At 58.8% G+C, this 16,131-nt stretch carries 17 protein-coding genes and 2 pseudogenes; 12 read left to right on the forward strand and 7 right to left on the reverse strand.

Going from position 1 to position 16,131, the window contains the following annotated elements; genetic code table 11:
* The 3 genes from tnpC (AX756_RS23200) to tnpA (AX756_RS23210) all read right to left on the reverse strand — a co-directional run.
* Positions 1 to 952: IS66 family transposase (gene tnpC / locus AX756_RS23200; protein WP_156461647.1), on the reverse strand; the 952-nt coding region annotated here is incomplete at its 3' end.
* A gap of 53 nt (positions 953 to 1,005) precedes the next feature.
* On the reverse strand, positions 1,006 to 1,359 hold the full coding sequence (tnpB, locus tag AX756_RS23205) for an IS66 family insertion sequence element accessory protein TnpB (RefSeq protein WP_068317852.1): 354 nt from the start codon (positions 1,357 to 1,359) through the stop codon (positions 1,006 to 1,008).
* Positions 1,353 to 1,763 (reverse strand): IS66-like element accessory protein TnpA, encoded by a 411-nt coding sequence (gene tnpA / locus AX756_RS23210; protein ID WP_156461648.1) that lies wholly within the window; start codon positions 1,761 to 1,763, stop codon positions 1,353 to 1,355. Before tnpA (AX756_RS23210) ends, tnpB (AX756_RS23205) begins: the two co-directional genes overlap by 7 nt.
* A 237-nt stretch (positions 1,764 to 2,000) precedes the next feature.
* Here tnpA (AX756_RS23210) and AX756_RS25330 point away from each other — a divergent pair.
* The 7 genes and pseudogenes from AX756_RS25330 to AX756_RS23230 form a co-directional block, all read left to right on the forward strand.
* Positions 2,001 to 2,093, forward strand: a pseudogene (locus AX756_RS25330) (ATP-binding protein); the annotation flags it as partial.
* Between the two features lie 188 nt (positions 2,094 to 2,281).
* Complete coding sequence (gene tnpA, locus AX756_RS23215) at positions 2,282 to 2,716, forward strand: IS66-like element accessory protein TnpA (RefSeq protein WP_068317855.1); 435 nt, start codon at positions 2,282 to 2,284, stop codon at positions 2,714 to 2,716.
* Positions 2,713 to 2,862 (forward strand): IS66 family insertion sequence element accessory protein TnpB, encoded by a 150-nt coding sequence (tnpB, locus tag AX756_RS26705; RefSeq protein WP_082739324.1) that lies wholly within the window; start codon positions 2,713 to 2,715, stop codon positions 2,860 to 2,862. The genes tnpA (AX756_RS23215) and tnpB (AX756_RS26705) overlap by 4 nt, the downstream gene beginning before the upstream one ends.
* Entirely contained in the window at positions 2,859 to 3,104 is a 246-nt protein-coding gene (tnpB, locus tag AX756_RS26525; RefSeq protein WP_082739325.1) for an IS66 family insertion sequence element accessory protein TnpB, read from the forward strand. Before tnpB (AX756_RS26705) ends, tnpB (AX756_RS26525) begins: the two co-directional genes overlap by 4 nt.
* Positions 3,105 to 3,172: 68 nt before the next feature.
* Positions 3,173 to 4,778 (forward strand): annotated as a pseudogene (gene tnpC / locus AX756_RS23220) (IS66 family transposase).
* A gap of 468 nt (positions 4,779 to 5,246) precedes the next feature.
* The gene (locus AX756_RS23225; protein WP_068317858.1) at positions 5,247 to 6,119 is read left to right on the forward strand and encodes a DNA-methyltransferase; all 873 of its coding nucleotides are present in this window, start codon (positions 5,247 to 5,249) and stop codon (positions 6,117 to 6,119) included.
* A gap of 79 nt (positions 6,120 to 6,198) precedes the next feature.
* Entirely contained in the window at positions 6,199 to 6,522 is a 324-nt protein-coding gene (locus tag AX756_RS23230; RefSeq protein WP_068317862.1) for a DUF5983 family protein, read from the forward strand.
* An 81-nt stretch (positions 6,523 to 6,603) separates the two neighbouring features.
* Here the strand turns inward: AX756_RS23230 and AX756_RS23235 are convergent, their stop codons facing one another.
* Together AX756_RS23235 and AX756_RS23240 are read right to left on the reverse strand one after the other, a co-directional pair.
* Complete coding sequence (locus AX756_RS23235; protein ID WP_068317866.1) at positions 6,604 to 7,269, reverse strand: RES family NAD+ phosphorylase; 666 nt, start codon at positions 7,267 to 7,269, stop codon at positions 6,604 to 6,606.
* A 31-nt stretch (positions 7,270 to 7,300) separates the two neighbouring features.
* Positions 7,301 to 7,684 (reverse strand): MbcA/ParS/Xre antitoxin family protein, encoded by a 384-nt coding sequence (locus AX756_RS23240; RefSeq protein ID WP_068317869.1) that lies wholly within the window; start codon positions 7,682 to 7,684, stop codon positions 7,301 to 7,303.
* 261 nt (positions 7,685 to 7,945) lie between these two features.
* Here AX756_RS23240 and AX756_RS23250 point away from each other — a divergent pair, with 261 nt between their 5' ends.
* Positions 7,946 to 10,072 carry an AAA family ATPase gene (locus AX756_RS23250; protein ID WP_082739326.1) on the forward strand — a complete coding sequence of 709 codons (2,127 nt, stop codon included), beginning with the start codon at positions 7,946 to 7,948 and terminating at the stop codon, positions 10,070 to 10,072.
* Here AX756_RS23250 and AX756_RS23255 read toward each other — a convergent pair.
* Positions 10,021 to 11,031: a hypothetical protein gene (locus tag AX756_RS23255; RefSeq protein WP_068317874.1), complete on the reverse strand. Its 1,011-nt coding sequence runs from the start codon at positions 11,029 to 11,031 to the stop codon at positions 10,021 to 10,023. The genes AX756_RS23250 and AX756_RS23255 overlap by 52 nt on opposite strands.
* Before the next feature lie 631 nt (positions 11,032 to 11,662).
* Between AX756_RS23255 and AX756_RS23265 the strand changes: the two genes are divergently transcribed.
* Positions 11,663 to 12,082, forward strand: coding sequence for a hypothetical protein (locus AX756_RS23265; RefSeq protein ID WP_156461649.1), 420 nt, complete (start codon positions 11,663 to 11,665; stop codon positions 12,080 to 12,082).
* Positions 12,083 to 12,352: 270 nt separating this feature from the next.
* Here AX756_RS23265 and AX756_RS23270 read toward each other — a convergent pair whose 3' ends face one another.
* The gene (locus AX756_RS23270; RefSeq protein ID WP_068317883.1) at positions 12,353 to 12,952 is read right to left on the reverse strand and encodes a DUF1281 family ferredoxin-like fold protein; all 600 of its coding nucleotides are present in this window, start codon (positions 12,950 to 12,952) and stop codon (positions 12,353 to 12,355) included.
* Between the two features lie 599 nt (positions 12,953 to 13,551).
* Here AX756_RS23270 and AX756_RS23275 point away from each other — a divergent pair.
* From AX756_RS23275 to AX756_RS23285, 3 genes are all read left to right on the forward strand, one after another.
* The gene (locus AX756_RS23275; protein ID WP_068317886.1) at positions 13,552 to 14,220 is read left to right on the forward strand and encodes a DUF7673 family protein; all 669 of its coding nucleotides are present in this window, start codon (positions 13,552 to 13,554) and stop codon (positions 14,218 to 14,220) included.
* Between the two features lie 93 nt (positions 14,221 to 14,313).
* Positions 14,314 to 15,276, forward strand: coding sequence for a hypothetical protein (locus tag AX756_RS23280; RefSeq protein WP_068317888.1), 963 nt, complete (start codon positions 14,314 to 14,316; stop codon positions 15,274 to 15,276).
* A 101-nt stretch (positions 15,277 to 15,377) separates the two neighbouring features.
* Entirely contained in the window at positions 15,378 to 15,737 is a 360-nt protein-coding gene (locus AX756_RS23285) for a hypothetical protein (RefSeq protein WP_068317892.1), read from the forward strand.
* Positions 15,738 to 16,131: the final 394 nt, after the last annotated feature.

Genomic DNA, 16,131 nt, shown 5'->3' on the forward strand with positions numbered 1-16,131 from the left:
GCCGGTTGTAGCCCTGATAGCCGTCGAGCTGCAGGATGCCATCGAAGCCTCTCAGGATACGTTCCGCGTTTTGGCCGGCGCGGTCGGGCGCATAGGTGAAGACCACGCCGGGCGGATCATCTCCACCCCATCGCCGGTCATCCCGAGCCAGGGCCCAGAGGTAGCCAGTCTTCGTTCGCCCTCGACCGGGATCAAGAACCGGGGCCGTTGTCTCATCCATGAAGAGCTTGCTGGAGCCCTTCAGATGCTCGGCCAGCCGATCCACAACTGGGGCAAGGTGGAACGCGGCGGTGCCGATCCAATCCGCCAGCGTGCTGCGGTGCAGGTCGATCCCGGATCGGGCCAGGATCTGGCTCTGTCTGTAAAGCGGCAGATGGTCGGAATACTTGCTGACCAGCACGTGGGCGATGGCGCCTTCGGTCGGTAGGCCGCCCTCGATCAGATGGCTGGGTGTCGGCGCCTGGGTCACACCTTCGGCGCAGGCGCGGCAGGCATATTTTGGGCGGATGGTGACGATGACCCGCAGTTGTGCGGGTACGATATCCAGCCGTTCGGTGCGGTCTTCGCCAATCTGGTGCATTTCCCCACAACCGCACGGACACTCCAGGCTGTCCGGTTCGATCACCTGTTCTATCCGCGGCAGGTCCTTGGGCAGATTGCCACGATTGCGCCGGACGGTGCGACGTGTGGCAGGCCGCGAGGGGGTCTGCTCGTCCTGCTGCGTCTCGACCTCGGCCACCGCCGTTTCGAGATCCTCGAACGCCAGTTGGCGCTCGTCGTCATTCAGCTTTTCCGACCGCTTCCCATGCACGACCTGGTTCAGCTCCGCCACGAGGTGCTCCAGGCGCTTGTTGATCTCCTTGAGAGCATCGCGTTCGCGCAGCACCGCAAGAACAGCGTCGCGCTGGTCTTCGGGGATGGCAGAAAGGTCGATGGCGGGGGCGCTGGACATGGGCCGGTTTTACCCCGATCCGGCGCGGATGGCCTGCGATTTAAGCCTCCGAGTCACTCTGCCACAGCCGGTCGGCTCACCTCCAAAGACCGCACCCGCCGCCAGTCCAGACCGGCGAACAGGGCTTCGAACTGCGCCCGGTTCAGCGTCATCGTGCCGTTCCGGATTGCCGGCCAAGTGAAGCTGCTGTCCTCCAGCCGTTTGTATGCCATCACCAGCCCGGTCCCGTCCCAGAACAGGATCTTCAAGCGATCCGCACGCTTGGCACGGAAGACAAAGACCGTGCCGGTGAACGGATCCTCCTGCAATACCGACTGGACCAGTGCCGCCAACCCGTCATGCCCCTTCCGGAAATCCGCAGGCCTCGTCGCCACCAGAATCCGCACGCCCTGCGACGGCATCAGCATGGCCGGGTCCCAAGGGCATGGACGATCTCTGCGATCCGCTCTGAAGGGGTATCGATGGCAAGCTCGACCCTCACCTCACCAACCACGATCCGGATGTCGTTATCGGTGCGCGTAGTCTCTCGCGGCGGTTCCTTCGGCTCCACTTCACACACCACCAGCGGCGCAAAGACCGGCTCATCGATCTCCGGCGCCGGCAGGACCAGCTTCCCCTGCTTGGCCAACCGCCGCCAGGCCGAGAGCTGGTTCGGAAGAAGATCATACCGCGCCGCCACGGCGTTCACGGTCGCACCCGGTTCCAACGTCTCCGCAACGACCTGCGCCTTCACATCATCCGGCCACCGCCGGTGCCTGGACGCATAGATCTCCACGCCCAACGATCTGAGAAACGAATTCTGCCCACACATTGCGAAACGCACTCCCCATCATGAGATGGAGAAGATCTCGCAGCACGTGGTCGAGCCTACAACGTGGGGCTCAGCCGTCGCTTACGCTCTTTCTCCATTATATATCAGAAAGTTACAGCCCCCCCCCCGTGTGTAAAGTGGTGATTCTGCGTGTGTAAAGTGTCGTTATAGGCTGCTGTGTGTGTGAAGTGTCGTTTCGGGCTTGGCGTGTGTGAAGTGTCGTTTTGAGAGAGTCCGAAGATGACCACCGCCCTGCTGGATCGCCTCACGCATCACTGCGACATCATAGAAACCGGCAACGAAAGCTGGCGCTTCAAGACCCGCGAATGAGCTCGGAAACGCCGCTGGCCCGATGCGGGCGGAGCTTTCAAGTGGCGCAGCCGGATCGGGCCAGCTACCGTCATGCCAGAGGGGTCAAAGTTGGACGCCGATACGGGGTCAAAGTTCGGTGCCGATTGACAGTCTTTGTGTTTGTCGTGAGATTTCTGTCGTGATGAGGCAGAACATGGGACGTCAAAATGGACGGCCATTTGGACGGCTCGAGCGATGGTTTCGCGGGCCGCATGGAAGTCATCGAAGGGCGCAGCGGGCGGCGGCAGCTTAGCGAGGTCGAACGGGCGCGGATTGCGGCGGAAAGCCATGTCCCTGGCGTGAAGGTGGCGGACGTGGCGCGGCGGCACGGTGTGACGCGCTGGCAGGTTTACGACTGGCGTAGGAAGTTGGCGGCAGGCAAGCTGGCCTTGCCGGAGGATGCGGTTTCCGAGCCAGCCTTCGCGGCGCTTGTGGTTGAGCCGACCGCTCCGGAGCCCCGATGCAAGCCGAGGGTAAAATCCGGCAAGGCGAGTGCTCGCATTGAACTGGTCGTGGCCGGGATCACTATACGGGTTGGCTCTGACATCGAGGAGGAACACTTGGTGCGAGTGATCCGTGCTGTGCGGGCGGCTTACCAATGATCTCGCCACAGGGGCAGTTGCGGATCTACGTGGCAATGCGGCCGGTAGACTTCCGAAAGGGCATCAATGGTCTGGCGCTGGTCGCGCAGGAGATCATGGGGCTCGATCCGTTCAGCGGGGCGGCTTTCGTTCGGCGCGGCGCTTGAACCGATGGCGCGCTCGCGCCTCACTCCGTGCCAAGCGTGCGGATCGGATCAAGGTGTTGATCTGGGACAGAACCGGAATGGTGTTGGTGCACAAGCGCCTGGAAAGGGCGAAGTTCGTCTGGCCGCAGGTGCAGGATGGCGTGATGAAGATGTCGCCCGCGCAGTTCTCGGCCCTGTTCGAAGGGCTCGACTGGCGTCTGGTACGCCCGGAGCGCGTGCGCCGGCCAGAGCTGGCGGGGTGAGTGCGGCGGAGTGACTCGACGCGGTTTTGGCCATGGTGGCAACGGTGCCCATATGGTTGATCGCGGTCATGACCGACGCTGCCCTGGCCGAAGAAAACGCTCGCCTGAAGGCGCGCCTCGCCGAGACCGAGGCGGCGCTGGCGGATGCGGTGGAGGCACAGCGGCGGTTGGAGAGCATCGTCAGCGAATTGCGGCGAGAGAAGTTCTCGGCCCGCTCTGAGAAGCTCGACCCCGAGCAGTTCAACCTTCCTCTGGAAGATGTGGAACTCGCCCAGGGCGTGCTGGAGGCGGCACAGGAGAAAGCGCGAGGTGCCCTGAAGGGCGCTGCCGCTGCCGAGAGCCGTTCTCCCAACCGGAACCGAGGGCATTTACCGAAGTACCTTCCGCGGATTGAACGGGTGATTGAGCCGGAAAGCACGCTGTGCCCTTGCGGCTGTGGCGAGATGGCGAAGATCGGCGAGGATGTCTCCGAGCGGCTCGACATCGTTCCGGCCCAGCTGCGGGTGTTGGTCACGCGCCGACCCCGATACGCCTGTCGTCGCTGTTCCGGTGCGGTGGTGCAGGCCCATGCGCCTGAACACGTCGTTCCGGGCGGTTTGCCGACCGAAGCCCTGATCGCGCAAGTCATCGTCTCCAAGCTTGGGGATCACCTGCCATTCTACCGGCAGGCCGAAATATACACCCGCCAGGGGATCGCGCTCGACCGGGCCACTCTGGGCAATTGGGTCGGTCGGGCCTGCTTCCACTTGAAGCCGATTGTCGAACACATGCGTGCGCATTTGAAGGCCGCCGACCGGGTGTTCATGCCCTCTCGGCAGATTGCTGCGCAATCGCCTGCCGGGTAATAGACGAGACGCGGGCCCCGGTGCTCGATCCAGGGCGCAAACGAACCAAGACCGGATACTTCTGGGCCGTCGTTCGCGACGACCGGGGCCATGGCGGCGCCGGCCCACCCATCGTGATGTTCCACTACGCTCCCGGCCGCGGCGCCATCCATGCGAAGCATTACCTCGACGGCTATCGCGGACGGTTCCTGCAATGTGACGGCTACGATGCCTACAACAAGCTCGTCGACCTCGACCGGCCCGAAGGGCCGTGGCAGTTGGTGCATTGCTGGACCCATGTCCGGCGGCGGTTCGTCAAGCGGCTGGAAAACGACGGCTCGCCCATTGCCGGGGAAGCCCTGCGCCAGATCGCCGAACTCTATGCTATCGAGAAATCCGTTCGCAGTTCGGCACCGGACATCCGACTGACGGCCAGGAAGGATCTCGCCGCACCGATTATCGCGGCCTTCAGACCATGCCTTGAAGCGCAACTCTCCCGCATCCCCAGATCCTCGAAGCTGGCCGAGGACATCCGCTACACGCTGTCCCTTTGGCCGGGGCTCACCCGCTTTCTCGAAGACGGGCGGCTCGAACTGGATACCAACCCGGTCGAAAACCAGATCCGCCCTATCGCTCTTACCCGAAAGAACGCCTTGTTCGCAGGACATGAAGTCGGGGCCGAAAACTGGGCAATGCTCGCTTCGCTGATCGCCACCTGCAAGATGAGCAACGTGAACCCGGTCGCCTACATCGCGGAAACCCTGCGCGCGACCTCGATGGCCATCCCGCAAAACGCATCGAAGAGCTGATGCCGTGGTCCTTCGCGAAAACGTCAACCCTCGCTGCATAGGGGGGCGGCGAGGCGCTTACATTTCTTCGATGGAGATGGCCTCTCGCCGAAAGGGGCTTAGACGTCGGTGAGGCAAAATCCCGACACCGGCAGTTCTGTCATACGTGTACACCATTGTATTGATTAGCTCGACCTTCACAGCCTTCGCCAGTCACCGCAAAAAGCTTAGGAAATCGACCTAGCCACTGCGTAAGTGGCTTTGGGAAGAAACACTGAAACTATCCAAGATCGCATCTCTTCTTCTGCCGCATAGGCAGATTTCAGCCATCCTCACGGGTGGCTATTGGGGGGCATCTAAAGACGTCTGCCGTTTCACTGGAGCCATCGAGTGTTGCAAAGGCCTACCGGTGATTTGGCTGTCGTCGCTGCTGTGGAGCGCAGCGAACGGACCTCATTTTTTAACCACCTGTAAACGCGCGGATTCGTCGGTTCAGGTATTGTGCCTGCATAATCTTGAGCAGGCATTCCATGACCAACCATTTCAACGAACTCTTCCAGGCTGACGACAACATTATCGTGGTCGGAGACGCGCTTTCCACTCTTCGGCAACTTAAGGACAAGTCGGTACAATGCGCCGTGACGTCTCCGCCATATTGGAGCGTCCGGGATTACGGCCATCCCCGGCAGATTGGGCTCGAAGCGACCCTTCCGGAATACCTCAACCGGCTGATGGCTGTCTTCAGCGAGGTGCGACGGGTATTGCGCGACGATGGCTTGCTCTGGTTGAATCTCGGCGACGGTTACACGAGTGGAAATCGTAACCGCCGTGCGCCCGACCACTTGAACCGCGCGCGCGAGATGTCGGCTCGCCCCAGGACACCGGAGGGTTTGAAGGCGAAGGACCTGCTCGGCGTACCTTGGAGGTTGGCAATCGCCCTTCAAAGCCAAGGTTGGCATTTGCGCTCGGATACGATCTGGCACAAGCCCAATGCCATGCCCGAAAGCGTGAAGGACCGCCCAACGCGCTGTCATGAGTATCTTTTCATGCTCTCAAAGTCCGAGCGGTACTTCTATGACCGGGAAGCGGTCCTGGAAAACAACGGCCGCAACCCACGTTCGGTATGGTCGATCAATACGAAACCTTACAAAGGAGCGCATTTCGCAACCTACCCCGAAGATTTGGTTCGACCATGCATCCTGTCCTCGACTAAGCCGGGCGATATTGTCCTAGATCCGTTTTTCGGTTCCGGAACGACTGGAGTAGTCGCTGCGGATCTGAGGCGGCGGTATGTTGGCATCGACCTGAACACTGATTACGTTGAGCTTGCCCGCGACCGGCTGCAAGACCGACCTCCCACGGTGTTTCGTGCGTTCGACTGTGACCCCAAGACGTGGCTCTGACCGATGCATAGACCGCGAGTCTTTTCCAAGCAGTCTGGTCCAAGTTCCAGATCCTGCGACAACTCGGGTGTGAGCGGTCATGGCCATCGTTGAGGTTGGACCCATCCGCGCCCTGTTCATGTTGGATCTATCCACCGATCACCTGCCGAATGAAACAAGACGGCAAATTCGACTGGGCGAGTTCTATCAGGACCCCACTTTTTTGACCGAGTACGGGTTTGTGTTCTATATCGGCGAATGTCCACATCCGGAGGCCGAATGTCGGACACTGGCAGCTTGTCCCTGTCCTGCATTTCGTGCGGCTATGAAGCTGGCCTGGTCGCTCAACCTGAAATTCGTTAGTTTCGATCAGGATGCAAAGATCCATGATGGGATCGATGGCTTGCCGACCTACGAGCCATGAAATTCATTCTCGGAAGCATCAACATGACCCAAAGCTCTCGGTCGGAGCGAGCTGGGGACCGCATCTGCGAACGTTCGTTCTTCAGGCCAGCTCCAACGCCTGCTCACCAACGGCATATTGATGATCCTGGCGCAGAGTCTCGCAATAGGCCCTGATCAGGCTGGGTGACATCAATACTTTCCAGGTTTCCTGGCGGACTGGCGCTGGTTGGGCAAAGGCACCGCAAGTCAAAACCGCGACATTGGCGCGACCTTGCGGATCCCGTACCGACTGATATCGGATCGCCTCGACGCCTTCCGTATGAGCCATATCAGCAATGTCGAGGCATTCGAAATAGTCGGCGGGATCAAGCCAGTTTCCCTGTGACGCAAGCGGTTGCATCATCAAGTCTATCGATTTTTCCACGTTGATATCCGCACAGATCGCGGTGTGCTCGATTGCAGCTCTTGGCCAAGGAGTTCCAGGCGACGCAAGCAAGGTTTGCACCCTGCCCCAGGTTGTTTCGATCAGCGCCGTGATCGAATGCTCCGATGAATAGAATACGCCCGGTGTGCGACCCGCTCGACGAAATCGCGACGGGCCTGGATAACAACCGTATCGAAATGGCGATCGAAATGGCCAATCCAAATGTCGGCAGGGCTCGGGCACCGGCGGCTTGGTGTCCTCAAGGATTTCTTCGAGGATGCGCTGCTCCTCATTCGTATCGACGATACGCGCTGTCGATGGCCGGTACTGACCTTCGATCATGCGCCAGACATTCCCACGATACGGTCTGGGATCAAGTCGGAGCACGGCGCGCGTCCAGGTAGTTCATCGTATCGACAAGGCCGGCTGGCGTACGGATCAACGCTCTCGGTGGCCCGCCCAGGTCCAGGTTCGGATTGGACATCCAGCCTAACATCGTTTCCCGATCCCCGCCTGCAATGGCGTCGAGCGATCGAAATACACGCACCAGGTACGCCGCAAGGTTGAAGCTTACACCGGACAAAGAAAGGTCACCGGATTTCAACCGGCGGGATACCATCGACTCCGAAAGGCCTATGATCTCGCCTAGCTCTTTTTGACTCAATCCGAGCTCGACAGACGCATTCAAGACAGCCTTGGCGAGTACTCGGCCGCGGTCTAGATCGGCACCCAGGGGTGAAGGATTGTGAGTTTGCATAGCAATGAGCCTCCTTGATGCAAGATATTGCTCTTGGATTGCATATGCAACAACTGAGCAGGGAGTATGGTTGCAATTGTCGGTACCATTCGATACGGTGATCTTCCACCGACGAGAGAAACCAACTTTGCTCACCTTTCCAACGATCTCTGAACACCGGCTTCAGGCCACACGGCGCGAGATACCGGGCGCCTGATTGCCCTTTGCCGTGCGCGGCAACCCAGTTGCCCTGTTCAGAAGTTCTTTTTTGGAAGGTGAGCGATGTCCAATCTCGTCACGCGCCCCGCCGTAATTTCGTGTCACCGCCACCCCTGGTTCGTGGAAGCGCTCGACCAGCTTTCTGACTTCGAGCTCAAGCCCGATAATGTGCCCGCCCATCAGCAGGCAGTAGGAGTTGGGCACAAATGGCTCTTCCGAAGACCCAGCCACGACATCCTGGCCGTATGCACATTGCTACGCCTGGTATCCGCCCAGCCTCTCGAGAACATGGGCATGGTCGACGCACTCTTCGACCCATTTGCGATCACCATCGTTGAGACCGGCAACTCCGAGCTCATTGAGGCCACGGAGCACGTACTTTCAAAGGGCCTGCTCAAGGCGATGAGGCACAAGCATTCCCATTTGCCGGACTGCTTGGTCATCACGCCTGAGAGCAACTCCTGGAGCCGCAAGTCAGGCTCCAAGGACTTCAGCCGGCTGGCGAAGGAAGCTTTGCTGGACGACAAGCCAGTTCTCTTCGTCGTGGAGACCGCCCGGCAATTGCCGGAGGAAATCCGGGCATCGGCCACGCTCAGGATCGCATTGGCCCCATTCTGCCAAGAACTGATCGCCAAATTGTACCAGATCGTCCACCGCATCGATCACCGATCTTTCGCGAAGTGGTTCTCTGATGGTCTCCCACCTTCCGCCGAACTGACGCACCTGAACGACGTCGAAGTGCTTTCTGCCGTCCGCTGGCCGCAGCCGCGAAAGGCACTCGACAGGTTCTCGGATCTTGTGGGGGGCCAAAGTACCGATGGCAGCGACCAGGCGCTTGATCAGGTCAAGGGGCTGGGCCCGGCACGAGAGGCGCTCGAGCAAATCGCGGACGATATGCAAGCGTGGAAATCCGGCGACCTCGACTGGTCGAACATCCAGCATGGCGTTCTTCTTTTTGGACCGCCCGGCACCGGCAAGACTTTCTGCGCGGCCCAGTTGGCCGACCGCATCGGGGCAACGCTTGTTTCTGCAAGTTATGCGGAGTGGCAAAGGCACGGTCACATGGGCGACATGCTCGCGGCGATGCACAAGTCATTTCGTGATGCGGAGGCAAAGGCACCTTCCGTTCTGTTCATCGATGAAATCGATGGTTTCGGCGATCGCCTGACAGCATCCGGCGACAATGCGGATTACATTCGCAATGTCGTCAACGCGCTGCTTGAAAAACTGGATGGGATTTCGACGGTCGAGGGCGTGCTGGTCGTTGCAGCTTGCAATCATCCCGATCACCTGGATGCCGCGGTGAAGCGTTCCGGCCGGTTTGACTTGAAGATCCGGTTATCGCTTCCATCAAAGCGGGTTCTGAACGAGATCCTTCGATCCCATTCCGGACCGGAGATTCCACCGGCTGCACTCGGCGAGATTGCTTCCAGCCTTGTCGGCCGCAGCGGAGCCGATGCCGCTGCTCTGGTTCGGGACGCGCGCAGCAGGGCGCGGCGCCGCGGCCGGGAGCTGTCGGCAGAGGACCTACGCGATGCCGCTACTTCCATGGTGTCCCCGATCCCAGAAGGAGACCTATGGCGTTCCGCCTTGCATGAGGCCGGCCATGCGATTGTCGGCGTTGCTCTCGGAAAAGGTATCCCGGTCCATGCTCAGATCGGTGCAACTGGGGGCGAGGTCATCTTCAAAGAGACCTCCCGCTACCCAACGCTCAAGAACCTCGAAGCCGGGATCGCCTGTGCCCTGGCGGGGCGGGCGGCGGAAGAGTTGATCCTCGGCATGCCGTCGGCAGGCGCCGGTGGTCCGGAAAACAGCGATCTTGCTGTGGCCACGCGGCTTGCAGCCAGCATCGACATGGCATTCGGGCTCGGAGCTTCTGGTCTCGCCTGGTACCCGGTCGATAGCACCAGCCTTCCACTGTTGCTTGCCAATCCTGAGAATCTTAAGCGAGTGGAAAAACGCCTCAAAGGCGCGTCTGAACTGGCTGTGGATATTCTTCGAAAGAACGCCGGCGCGTTGAAATCCCTCGCAACCGCATTGGTCGAGCATCGTCAGCTCGTTGAGGGTGATATGCGTCGACTCCTTGATCCAGCTGCCCTTGATATCACCGCAGTGCGAGCACACGAAGGCGACGAGACTCAATCCGCCACGGCGCCAGATTGCCGATGCGCTTCCTCTGCCAACCTGTAGCGGCTGACCGGAAGCTCCAGGGATTTGGGTGTTTCATGCGAATGAACACTTTGGGCTCTCGCGAGCGTGGCTGCCATCGCGGCATCGATCTCCGCCACCGGCCGGCCGCAAAGCCGGTCAAGCGCTCCGAGATCAATCCCCTGCCCTACCAGCCTCCACGCTTTGCCGTTCAGGGCGGGTAACAGCTCAAAACCATCCCGGCGTAGCTGTCTTACGAGCGCTTCGGCTCCAAGTTGGGATGCTATCAATCGCAGCCAGCGTCGGAGTTCGGGAAGGGATGCCGGGGCGGTATCCACACCGGTTCTAATTGCAGCGCTCTTCAGGCGTCGGTCATGAATCATGTGCGATGCGGAGCTGTAGGCAGAGCGCGCCCGAACCTTCTTCCAGTCGCTTTGGTCCAGGCCGGCCCAATGGGCGGACAATTTCAAGGCCCGCTTGTAGCGGTCAAGATCAAGTTCCGGGCGCTCCCGTTCCAGTCTCTCATAGATCTCGCGGTTGAAACGCCCAGGCGTGATTGGCTCGCGGGATCTCAGCTCACAAATCCGCGCGACTTTCTCGTCACGAATTCCCGTAAACCGGCTGCCAAGGGAACGAGACCAACCTGAATCATATTCGCTGATGCAGAGATGCCAGTGCAGGGAAGGGATCCCCCCTGCCCTCCTCTTTTCATGCTGGATGACAGAAATCGTCTCGGCCGCCTGGTCCGACAGGGCGTACTCAATGACCAGTTCCTCAATGACCAGATCTAGCGTTTCCATGGAGAAATCCGCCGCTGGGGCGGCGATCACATGCCGAATGCCATAAGGCGCGCCAGCAATCCGAGTTATCTCAGCGGAGAGATGGACGGTCTCCTTCGATCCTTGAATCCAGGCGACGGACTCGTTCTCGCCGGGTGCCGAGAGATAGTTGGCGAGGACCTTTGCCCGACTTGCCGGTACGCGGGAAGATTTCAGGATCACGAGCGAGTCTCCCGGACTGTTCTGACAATCTCCGACAGAAGATCCCGGGTTTCTTCAATGAGCTTGGCGTCCTGCTCGCACGAACCACCAATCCGGCAGAGTCCGGATTGCTCAAGTCTTCCGAGTCTGGAGCTCAGCAGTTGTAGCTCTTCCAGGAAACCGATCATTGTATGATGCGTTACCGTCATCCGGGCCGGACGTCTGGTCTTGCGAGGCCGGCTGATCGGTAGCGGTGCCTCGTGCTTCAGCGCCGCGGCGAGAATCCGGCGCGCCAGCGAGGCAGTGGATTCGTTTCGTTCCTCCGCAGCCCTCTCCAGCCTTGCGTGGAGTAAGGGAGATAACCGGACACCGACCAGGTGAGACAGCTTGCGCTTCTCTGATCTTAGCCCTCTCCTATCCTTACGACCAGCGGCATCTCCTTGCCGTACTGCACTTCCTGTGCCCATTTCTCCTGCTCCCCAATCGGTGCCCGGCGAGGCTGCGCGGTTAACAGCACAACTGGCCAAGGCGGGTTCAGTTGGGAGATGCCGGACGGTCTGCAAGGCACAAGCGGCAAGTCGAAACTTTTTGGGTGAACGATTGTGGCTTGCAACGACGGGATCATCTGCTTCGTGCAATCAAGGAGATGATCATGCGAAGGACAGTTGAAGCACTACTTTTTAGAGATGAAGACGGCGACCGTGGGGATGCCGCCTGTTGGACCGGATCGGTCGATTTCGGCTACCAGCGTTTTGAGATCGTAGCGCATGTCGAGATCCTGACGTCGACAACCGCTGAAATGCGGCTTGGATTTCACCGCCGGCTAAATGGGATCACACTGAAAAAGTCGGCGACGCTGACGGTGCCGCCTTCCCGTGAGTCGGAGGAAGAACCGGTACTTGCCGGGCCCGTGAAGATCGCAGATACAATATGGGCTTGCGGTGCCTGGATGCACTGGACGAATGACGGGCGAAAATCGTTCAAGCTAAAATTCGTTCAGATGACAGTGTCGGAAATTGAAGACCTGCCAAGGCCGGTGGTGCGGCTCACGCCGCCTCGCTGGCCGCATTGAGGCCGGTTCGAGATATTCGAAAGAGATGTTGTTCCAAAACAATATGACCGTCAGACAAGGTGGGCGCGATGCAGCATTTCGCCGACAAAAATCAGCACGTGGATGACCACGGAGATTTCATGCGCACGGTGAAAGCCACTCTGAAAAACATGGAGCATGGGCGCTCTCCCTCATGGATGGTGCGGAAGAACACATTACACATTTTAATTGTTTATTGTCAATGTTTTAGGTGGTTATCAAGAATCTTCTTTTTGACCGGTGCGCGTCAGATCATGACCGGGTGTCTTCATCGTCCCGCCAGACATCATGCGCGAAAGATGTATCTCCCTTTCGCATCTCCAGGATTTCTCCCGCTTTGAAAACCACTACTCCGCACGGATTACTTCGGTCCGGGGAAGCATAGTCCAGCCTGATATCCTCGCCCGGGTATCTAATCGAGATCTCCCGTATGACTGGCGACGGCTCGGACCATGCGGTCAGAAAGCGGAGGTGATCAGGTTCTCTCACGCTCTCGCGCGCCGCCCAACCTAGGTTTTGTCCAAAGAGCGACACTGCACCCAGGCGGCAGAAGTCCGGATCCCGGTTTCGCCAGAGCGCATCCATCGACCTAAAAACATCCAGGTATTCCCGATCTATAAGCGCATTGCAGCCTTGGCCGGGACCTGTCTCGGAGCCGTCGTTAGAACCCAGCTCCGAACTATGAGGAGCGACCCGAAGTGCAATTTCCCCTGCTCCAGCTTCGAATTCACCCTGCTCCGGGACCTCTGGCGGCGGTGTGAACTTCTCGAGGTCGACCAGGGTGTCTTCCGATCCCAAGGCGTCCAGCACCTCGGCAGACGCGTACAATCTGTTCATAATCAAATCCGGCATTCTACACCTCCCTTGCCTGTAGGAGAGCGTACAGCTCCTCCGACCTCCGCAAGTCGCAATAGCCGCCGGGAATTCTTCCTAGAGCCGCCATCACTGCACCGGCGCGCTTCCTCTCCTGCATTAAACTCATTCCGGACAATCCTTATCTACCGTATGCCGCCGTCGAAATTGACCGCGGCAGCTTCAAACATAATCACCGGTGGTTACGCCAAGATTTCATCAGTGAGGTCGCATGGCTGCCCGTGCCCAACGAAAGACCTTTCATTGAGCGACGCGAAGGCAGCCCAATCCCACGGATCGGCAGGTTTCCGCCGTAACCGCTAGAATTCAAATGTGAGCACGCTGAGCGCATTTAGCGCCGATAGGTCAAATTCTACCGGGTCGGACCATTTATGTGCTCTGAGGCACAAGAAAACGAAAAATAGCCGCATCGATCGCGGTGACCGAGCAAAAACCGCTTCTCTGGAGGGCGACCAATCGAGTCAATCAAAGGTTGCGGCGAGCTTTCGCCTGCAAATTTCTGTTTGATATCATAATTATACAGGCCGCTCAGGCCTTCCTGTATTCTTGGGTCACAACCCAAAAAAAGGACTACAGGTATGAACCCTGAGACATCGAGCGCGATCTTCAAGTTCACGTTCCTTCGCACCATCGTCGATTTTGCTCATGAACATCACTACGACGATCTTCGAATATCGGAGCGTATAGAGTTGCTTTCTGATGGAGCGAATATCGCGGCAGCCCATTCGGCAGCAATTGCAAGAACGGCTGAGAGGGCGCACGAGCTCGCCCAAAGAGCAGCTTATGCACGAATCGAACTGGCGGAGTCGGATTCAGATCCTGCCGCCTCCGAGATCATCCGCTATGTGAATGCTCTGAACCAGCAGACTCCCTTCTGCTTCAGAGAGCCCAGAAACAGCCTTGGCATTGAGCCCATCAAGGTAAACAGGCAGACCCTCGAAGAGTCCTTTGCGCGACTCTATTCACTGGCGACAGAGCACAGCACGCCGAGTTCCGCGGCAGCCCGCGATCTGCTTCTGGCAGCATTCAACTCTTCCACGAACAAGTTCGATTTTCATGACCTCAAACGGCTGGATCGATCCAACAAGCTCGCAGCGCTGAAAATCCTGATTGCAAATGTCCTGGAGGATTTCGAGGCCGACAAGGTGCTCACGCGGAGCCAGATCGACCGGCTTCTGTCGGCGCGCCATTCGGACGCCACCAGCGAAGCTCCTGACCCAGGCGCTTTGAAGACCACCACCGTCTGACCCCCAACCCAGCAATCGATCCAAAACAACTCGCTTTCCATGACGGGGAGCGGGATCCCAGAACGCAACTCGAAAAAACGAAAGACATCAAAAATGAAGACCAACCCAATCCAAAAAATCAACACCGAAACTCGCAGATACGAGGGCGTCGAGCACCTGATGGTACAGCCGCATGCACCTGCCGCGCGGGCCAGCGAAGAGCAGGCAAGCTTCTTCGAGATCGCAGAGCTGAAAGACGCTTTTCCCAAGGTAGCGCTCGTACCTAACGCCATCGATACCACTACGATCCGGCAAAAGCTGGAAACTGGCGAGTTGTCACGATATGCGGCGATTGCATCCCACGTCTTCTTCTCCAGCTATCGCGACGGGGACAAAGAAGTCCGGTTCACTAGGAAAGATCTCGAGATTGCCGCCGCTGATCTCTGGACCGATCTTCCGGCAAATCTCGGCGACCTGATCTACAGCCAGAGGCGCCGCGAGGGGCTCTCCGATCTTATTCGGTCGACGGCACCGGATCGATTTGACTGGCAGCTGGAGACCACCGGACGGGGGCGGTACCGTTTTGTCCTCGTCTCGGATGCAAGGATCACCTTCACCGATGATTGCAGGATCGTCACCGTCCCCGACCAGACTTCCCCTGCCCTGCGGGCATGTTGCCTCAGCGAGTCCGCCCGCCTCGAGCTTGCTATACGCGAAAACAATCTCCTCGAACGATTTCTGGCGATGCCCCTGGCAAGAATACAGGGCAAGACCCGTACATTTCTCGAGGGTATCGGGCAAACCGAGATCGACGGCATTCTGATGAGCGCAGAAGACCTGACCGAGCCAATCATTGTTACGCTCCAGGTGGTCAGCTCGCCGGAGCCATTTCGTCCGGCGCAGGCCATGCTCGGCGCACAGGTGGCAGCCGCCAAGTATCCTAACATGTGTCATCAGCCGGTGATCGCGCAGGCATTGAACGAACATGACATCGTTTTGTTTGAGGTCGGCCTGGATCAGCGGGAGCTGAAGGTGATCCAGAACGTCGTCTACCGAATTGTGCACAACGACGACTGATTGCTCAAGTCAGAAACCAAGAAATCGGCGATCTCGGGAGCCACGCGCGAGCGACGCGGCTTCCGAAGTCGCCATCCCAAAGCAAAAAGAAGGCAGTGAGTATGAACAAGACAAACAACAACACCCTCAATCTGGTTCCGGCCATCGATAAAAACATGGCGGCCGAGTTTCGAGCAACCACTTGGCTGATGCGGCAAGTCGAGGTTGACAACGAGGAAAACGAGTGCTTCTGGCACGATTGGCTAGATGCTGAAGGCATCCTCGACTTCTACCGGCCAGACCTGAAAGCTTTCGGACTCATCTCTGCGACACCCGAAAGGCCCTGGATCGCCTACAAGGAGATCGAAATTGGACCAAGGGGAACCCAAGCACTCGAGGCTTGCGTCGAGGGTGCGGACCCGGAGCTAGTCATATGGCAGTGGCAGATGGAGATTCTGCTGTCGGGAAGCATCGAAGCCTGACCGACGGATCTCGAGTGCGCCTCAAGAGCCGCGATTGCACCTAAGACGCCCTATCTGGTCCGACCAGTCACTGCGCAAGGCATTGAGCAGGGCGTCAAACTCAAGGTCCGCTGTGGAGCTCTTTTCGGATGTTGACGTCGGCCGCCTAAACGTCGCGTACGGCCTTACCGGACCTTGGGACGACTATCGAGATGCTGCAACGCGGCCCGTTACTACAGTCATTCGCCGCAACCGCGGGATCGGGTCAGCCTATTCCAAGAAAGCGTTCTCGAGGCGAAGCTTCCGAACGGAAAAAGCGCTGAAGTTGCTCTTCGTTCTGGCGAAAGAGACGTTCAGCCTCGGCATTGTCAATCCCGGAGCAAAATGGGTCAGTGAACCGGTGGAATAATCGCCA

It is taken from the genome of Aliiruegeria sabulilitoris (genome assembly GCF_001558155.1).
GTDB lineage: Bacteria > Pseudomonadota > Alphaproteobacteria > Rhodobacterales > Rhodobacteraceae > Tropicimonas > Tropicimonas sabulilitoris.

What these genes read in the sequence shown, in the direction of transcription:
- tnpB (WP_068317852.1), bottom strand. Translation starts at nt 1,359, where the DNA reads ATGCTGATGCCGTCGCAGGGCGTGCGGATTCTGGTGGCGACGAGGCCT.
- tnpA (WP_156461648.1), bottom strand. Translation starts at nt 1,763, where the DNA reads ATGTGTGGGCAGAATTCGTTTCTCAGATCGTTGGGCGTGGAGATCTAT.
- tnpA (WP_068317855.1), top strand. Translation starts at nt 2,282, where the DNA reads ATGGACGGCCATTTGGACGGCTCGAGCGATGGTTTCGCGGGCCGCATG.
- tnpB (WP_082739324.1), top strand. Translation starts at nt 2,713, where the DNA reads ATGATCTCGCCACAGGGGCAGTTGCGGATCTACGTGGCAATGCGGCCG.
- AX756_RS23225 (WP_068317858.1), top strand. Translation starts at nt 5,247, where the DNA reads ATGACCAACCATTTCAACGAACTCTTCCAGGCTGACGACAACATTATC.
- AX756_RS23230 (WP_068317862.1), top strand. Translation starts at nt 6,199, where the DNA reads ATGGCCATCGTTGAGGTTGGACCCATCCGCGCCCTGTTCATGTTGGAT.
- AX756_RS23235 (WP_068317866.1), bottom strand. Translation starts at nt 7,269, where the DNA reads ATGATCGAAGGTCAGTACCGGCCATCGACAGCGCGTATCGTCGATACG.
- AX756_RS23240 (WP_068317869.1), bottom strand. Translation starts at nt 7,684, where the DNA reads ATGCAAACTCACAATCCTTCACCCCTGGGTGCCGATCTAGACCGCGGC.
- AX756_RS23250 (WP_082739326.1), top strand. Translation starts at nt 7,946, where the DNA reads ATGTCCAATCTCGTCACGCGCCCCGCCGTAATTTCGTGTCACCGCCAC.
- AX756_RS23265 (WP_156461649.1), top strand. Translation starts at nt 11,663, where the DNA reads ATGCGAAGGACAGTTGAAGCACTACTTTTTAGAGATGAAGACGGCGAC.
- AX756_RS23270 (WP_068317883.1), bottom strand. Translation starts at nt 12,952, where the DNA reads ATGCCGGATTTGATTATGAACAGATTGTACGCGTCTGCCGAGGTGCTG.
- AX756_RS23275 (WP_068317886.1), top strand. Translation starts at nt 13,552, where the DNA reads ATGAACCCTGAGACATCGAGCGCGATCTTCAAGTTCACGTTCCTTCGC.
- AX756_RS23280 (WP_068317888.1), top strand. Translation starts at nt 14,314, where the DNA reads ATGAAGACCAACCCAATCCAAAAAATCAACACCGAAACTCGCAGATAC.
- AX756_RS23285 (WP_068317892.1), top strand. Translation starts at nt 15,378, where the DNA reads ATGAACAAGACAAACAACAACACCCTCAATCTGGTTCCGGCCATCGAT.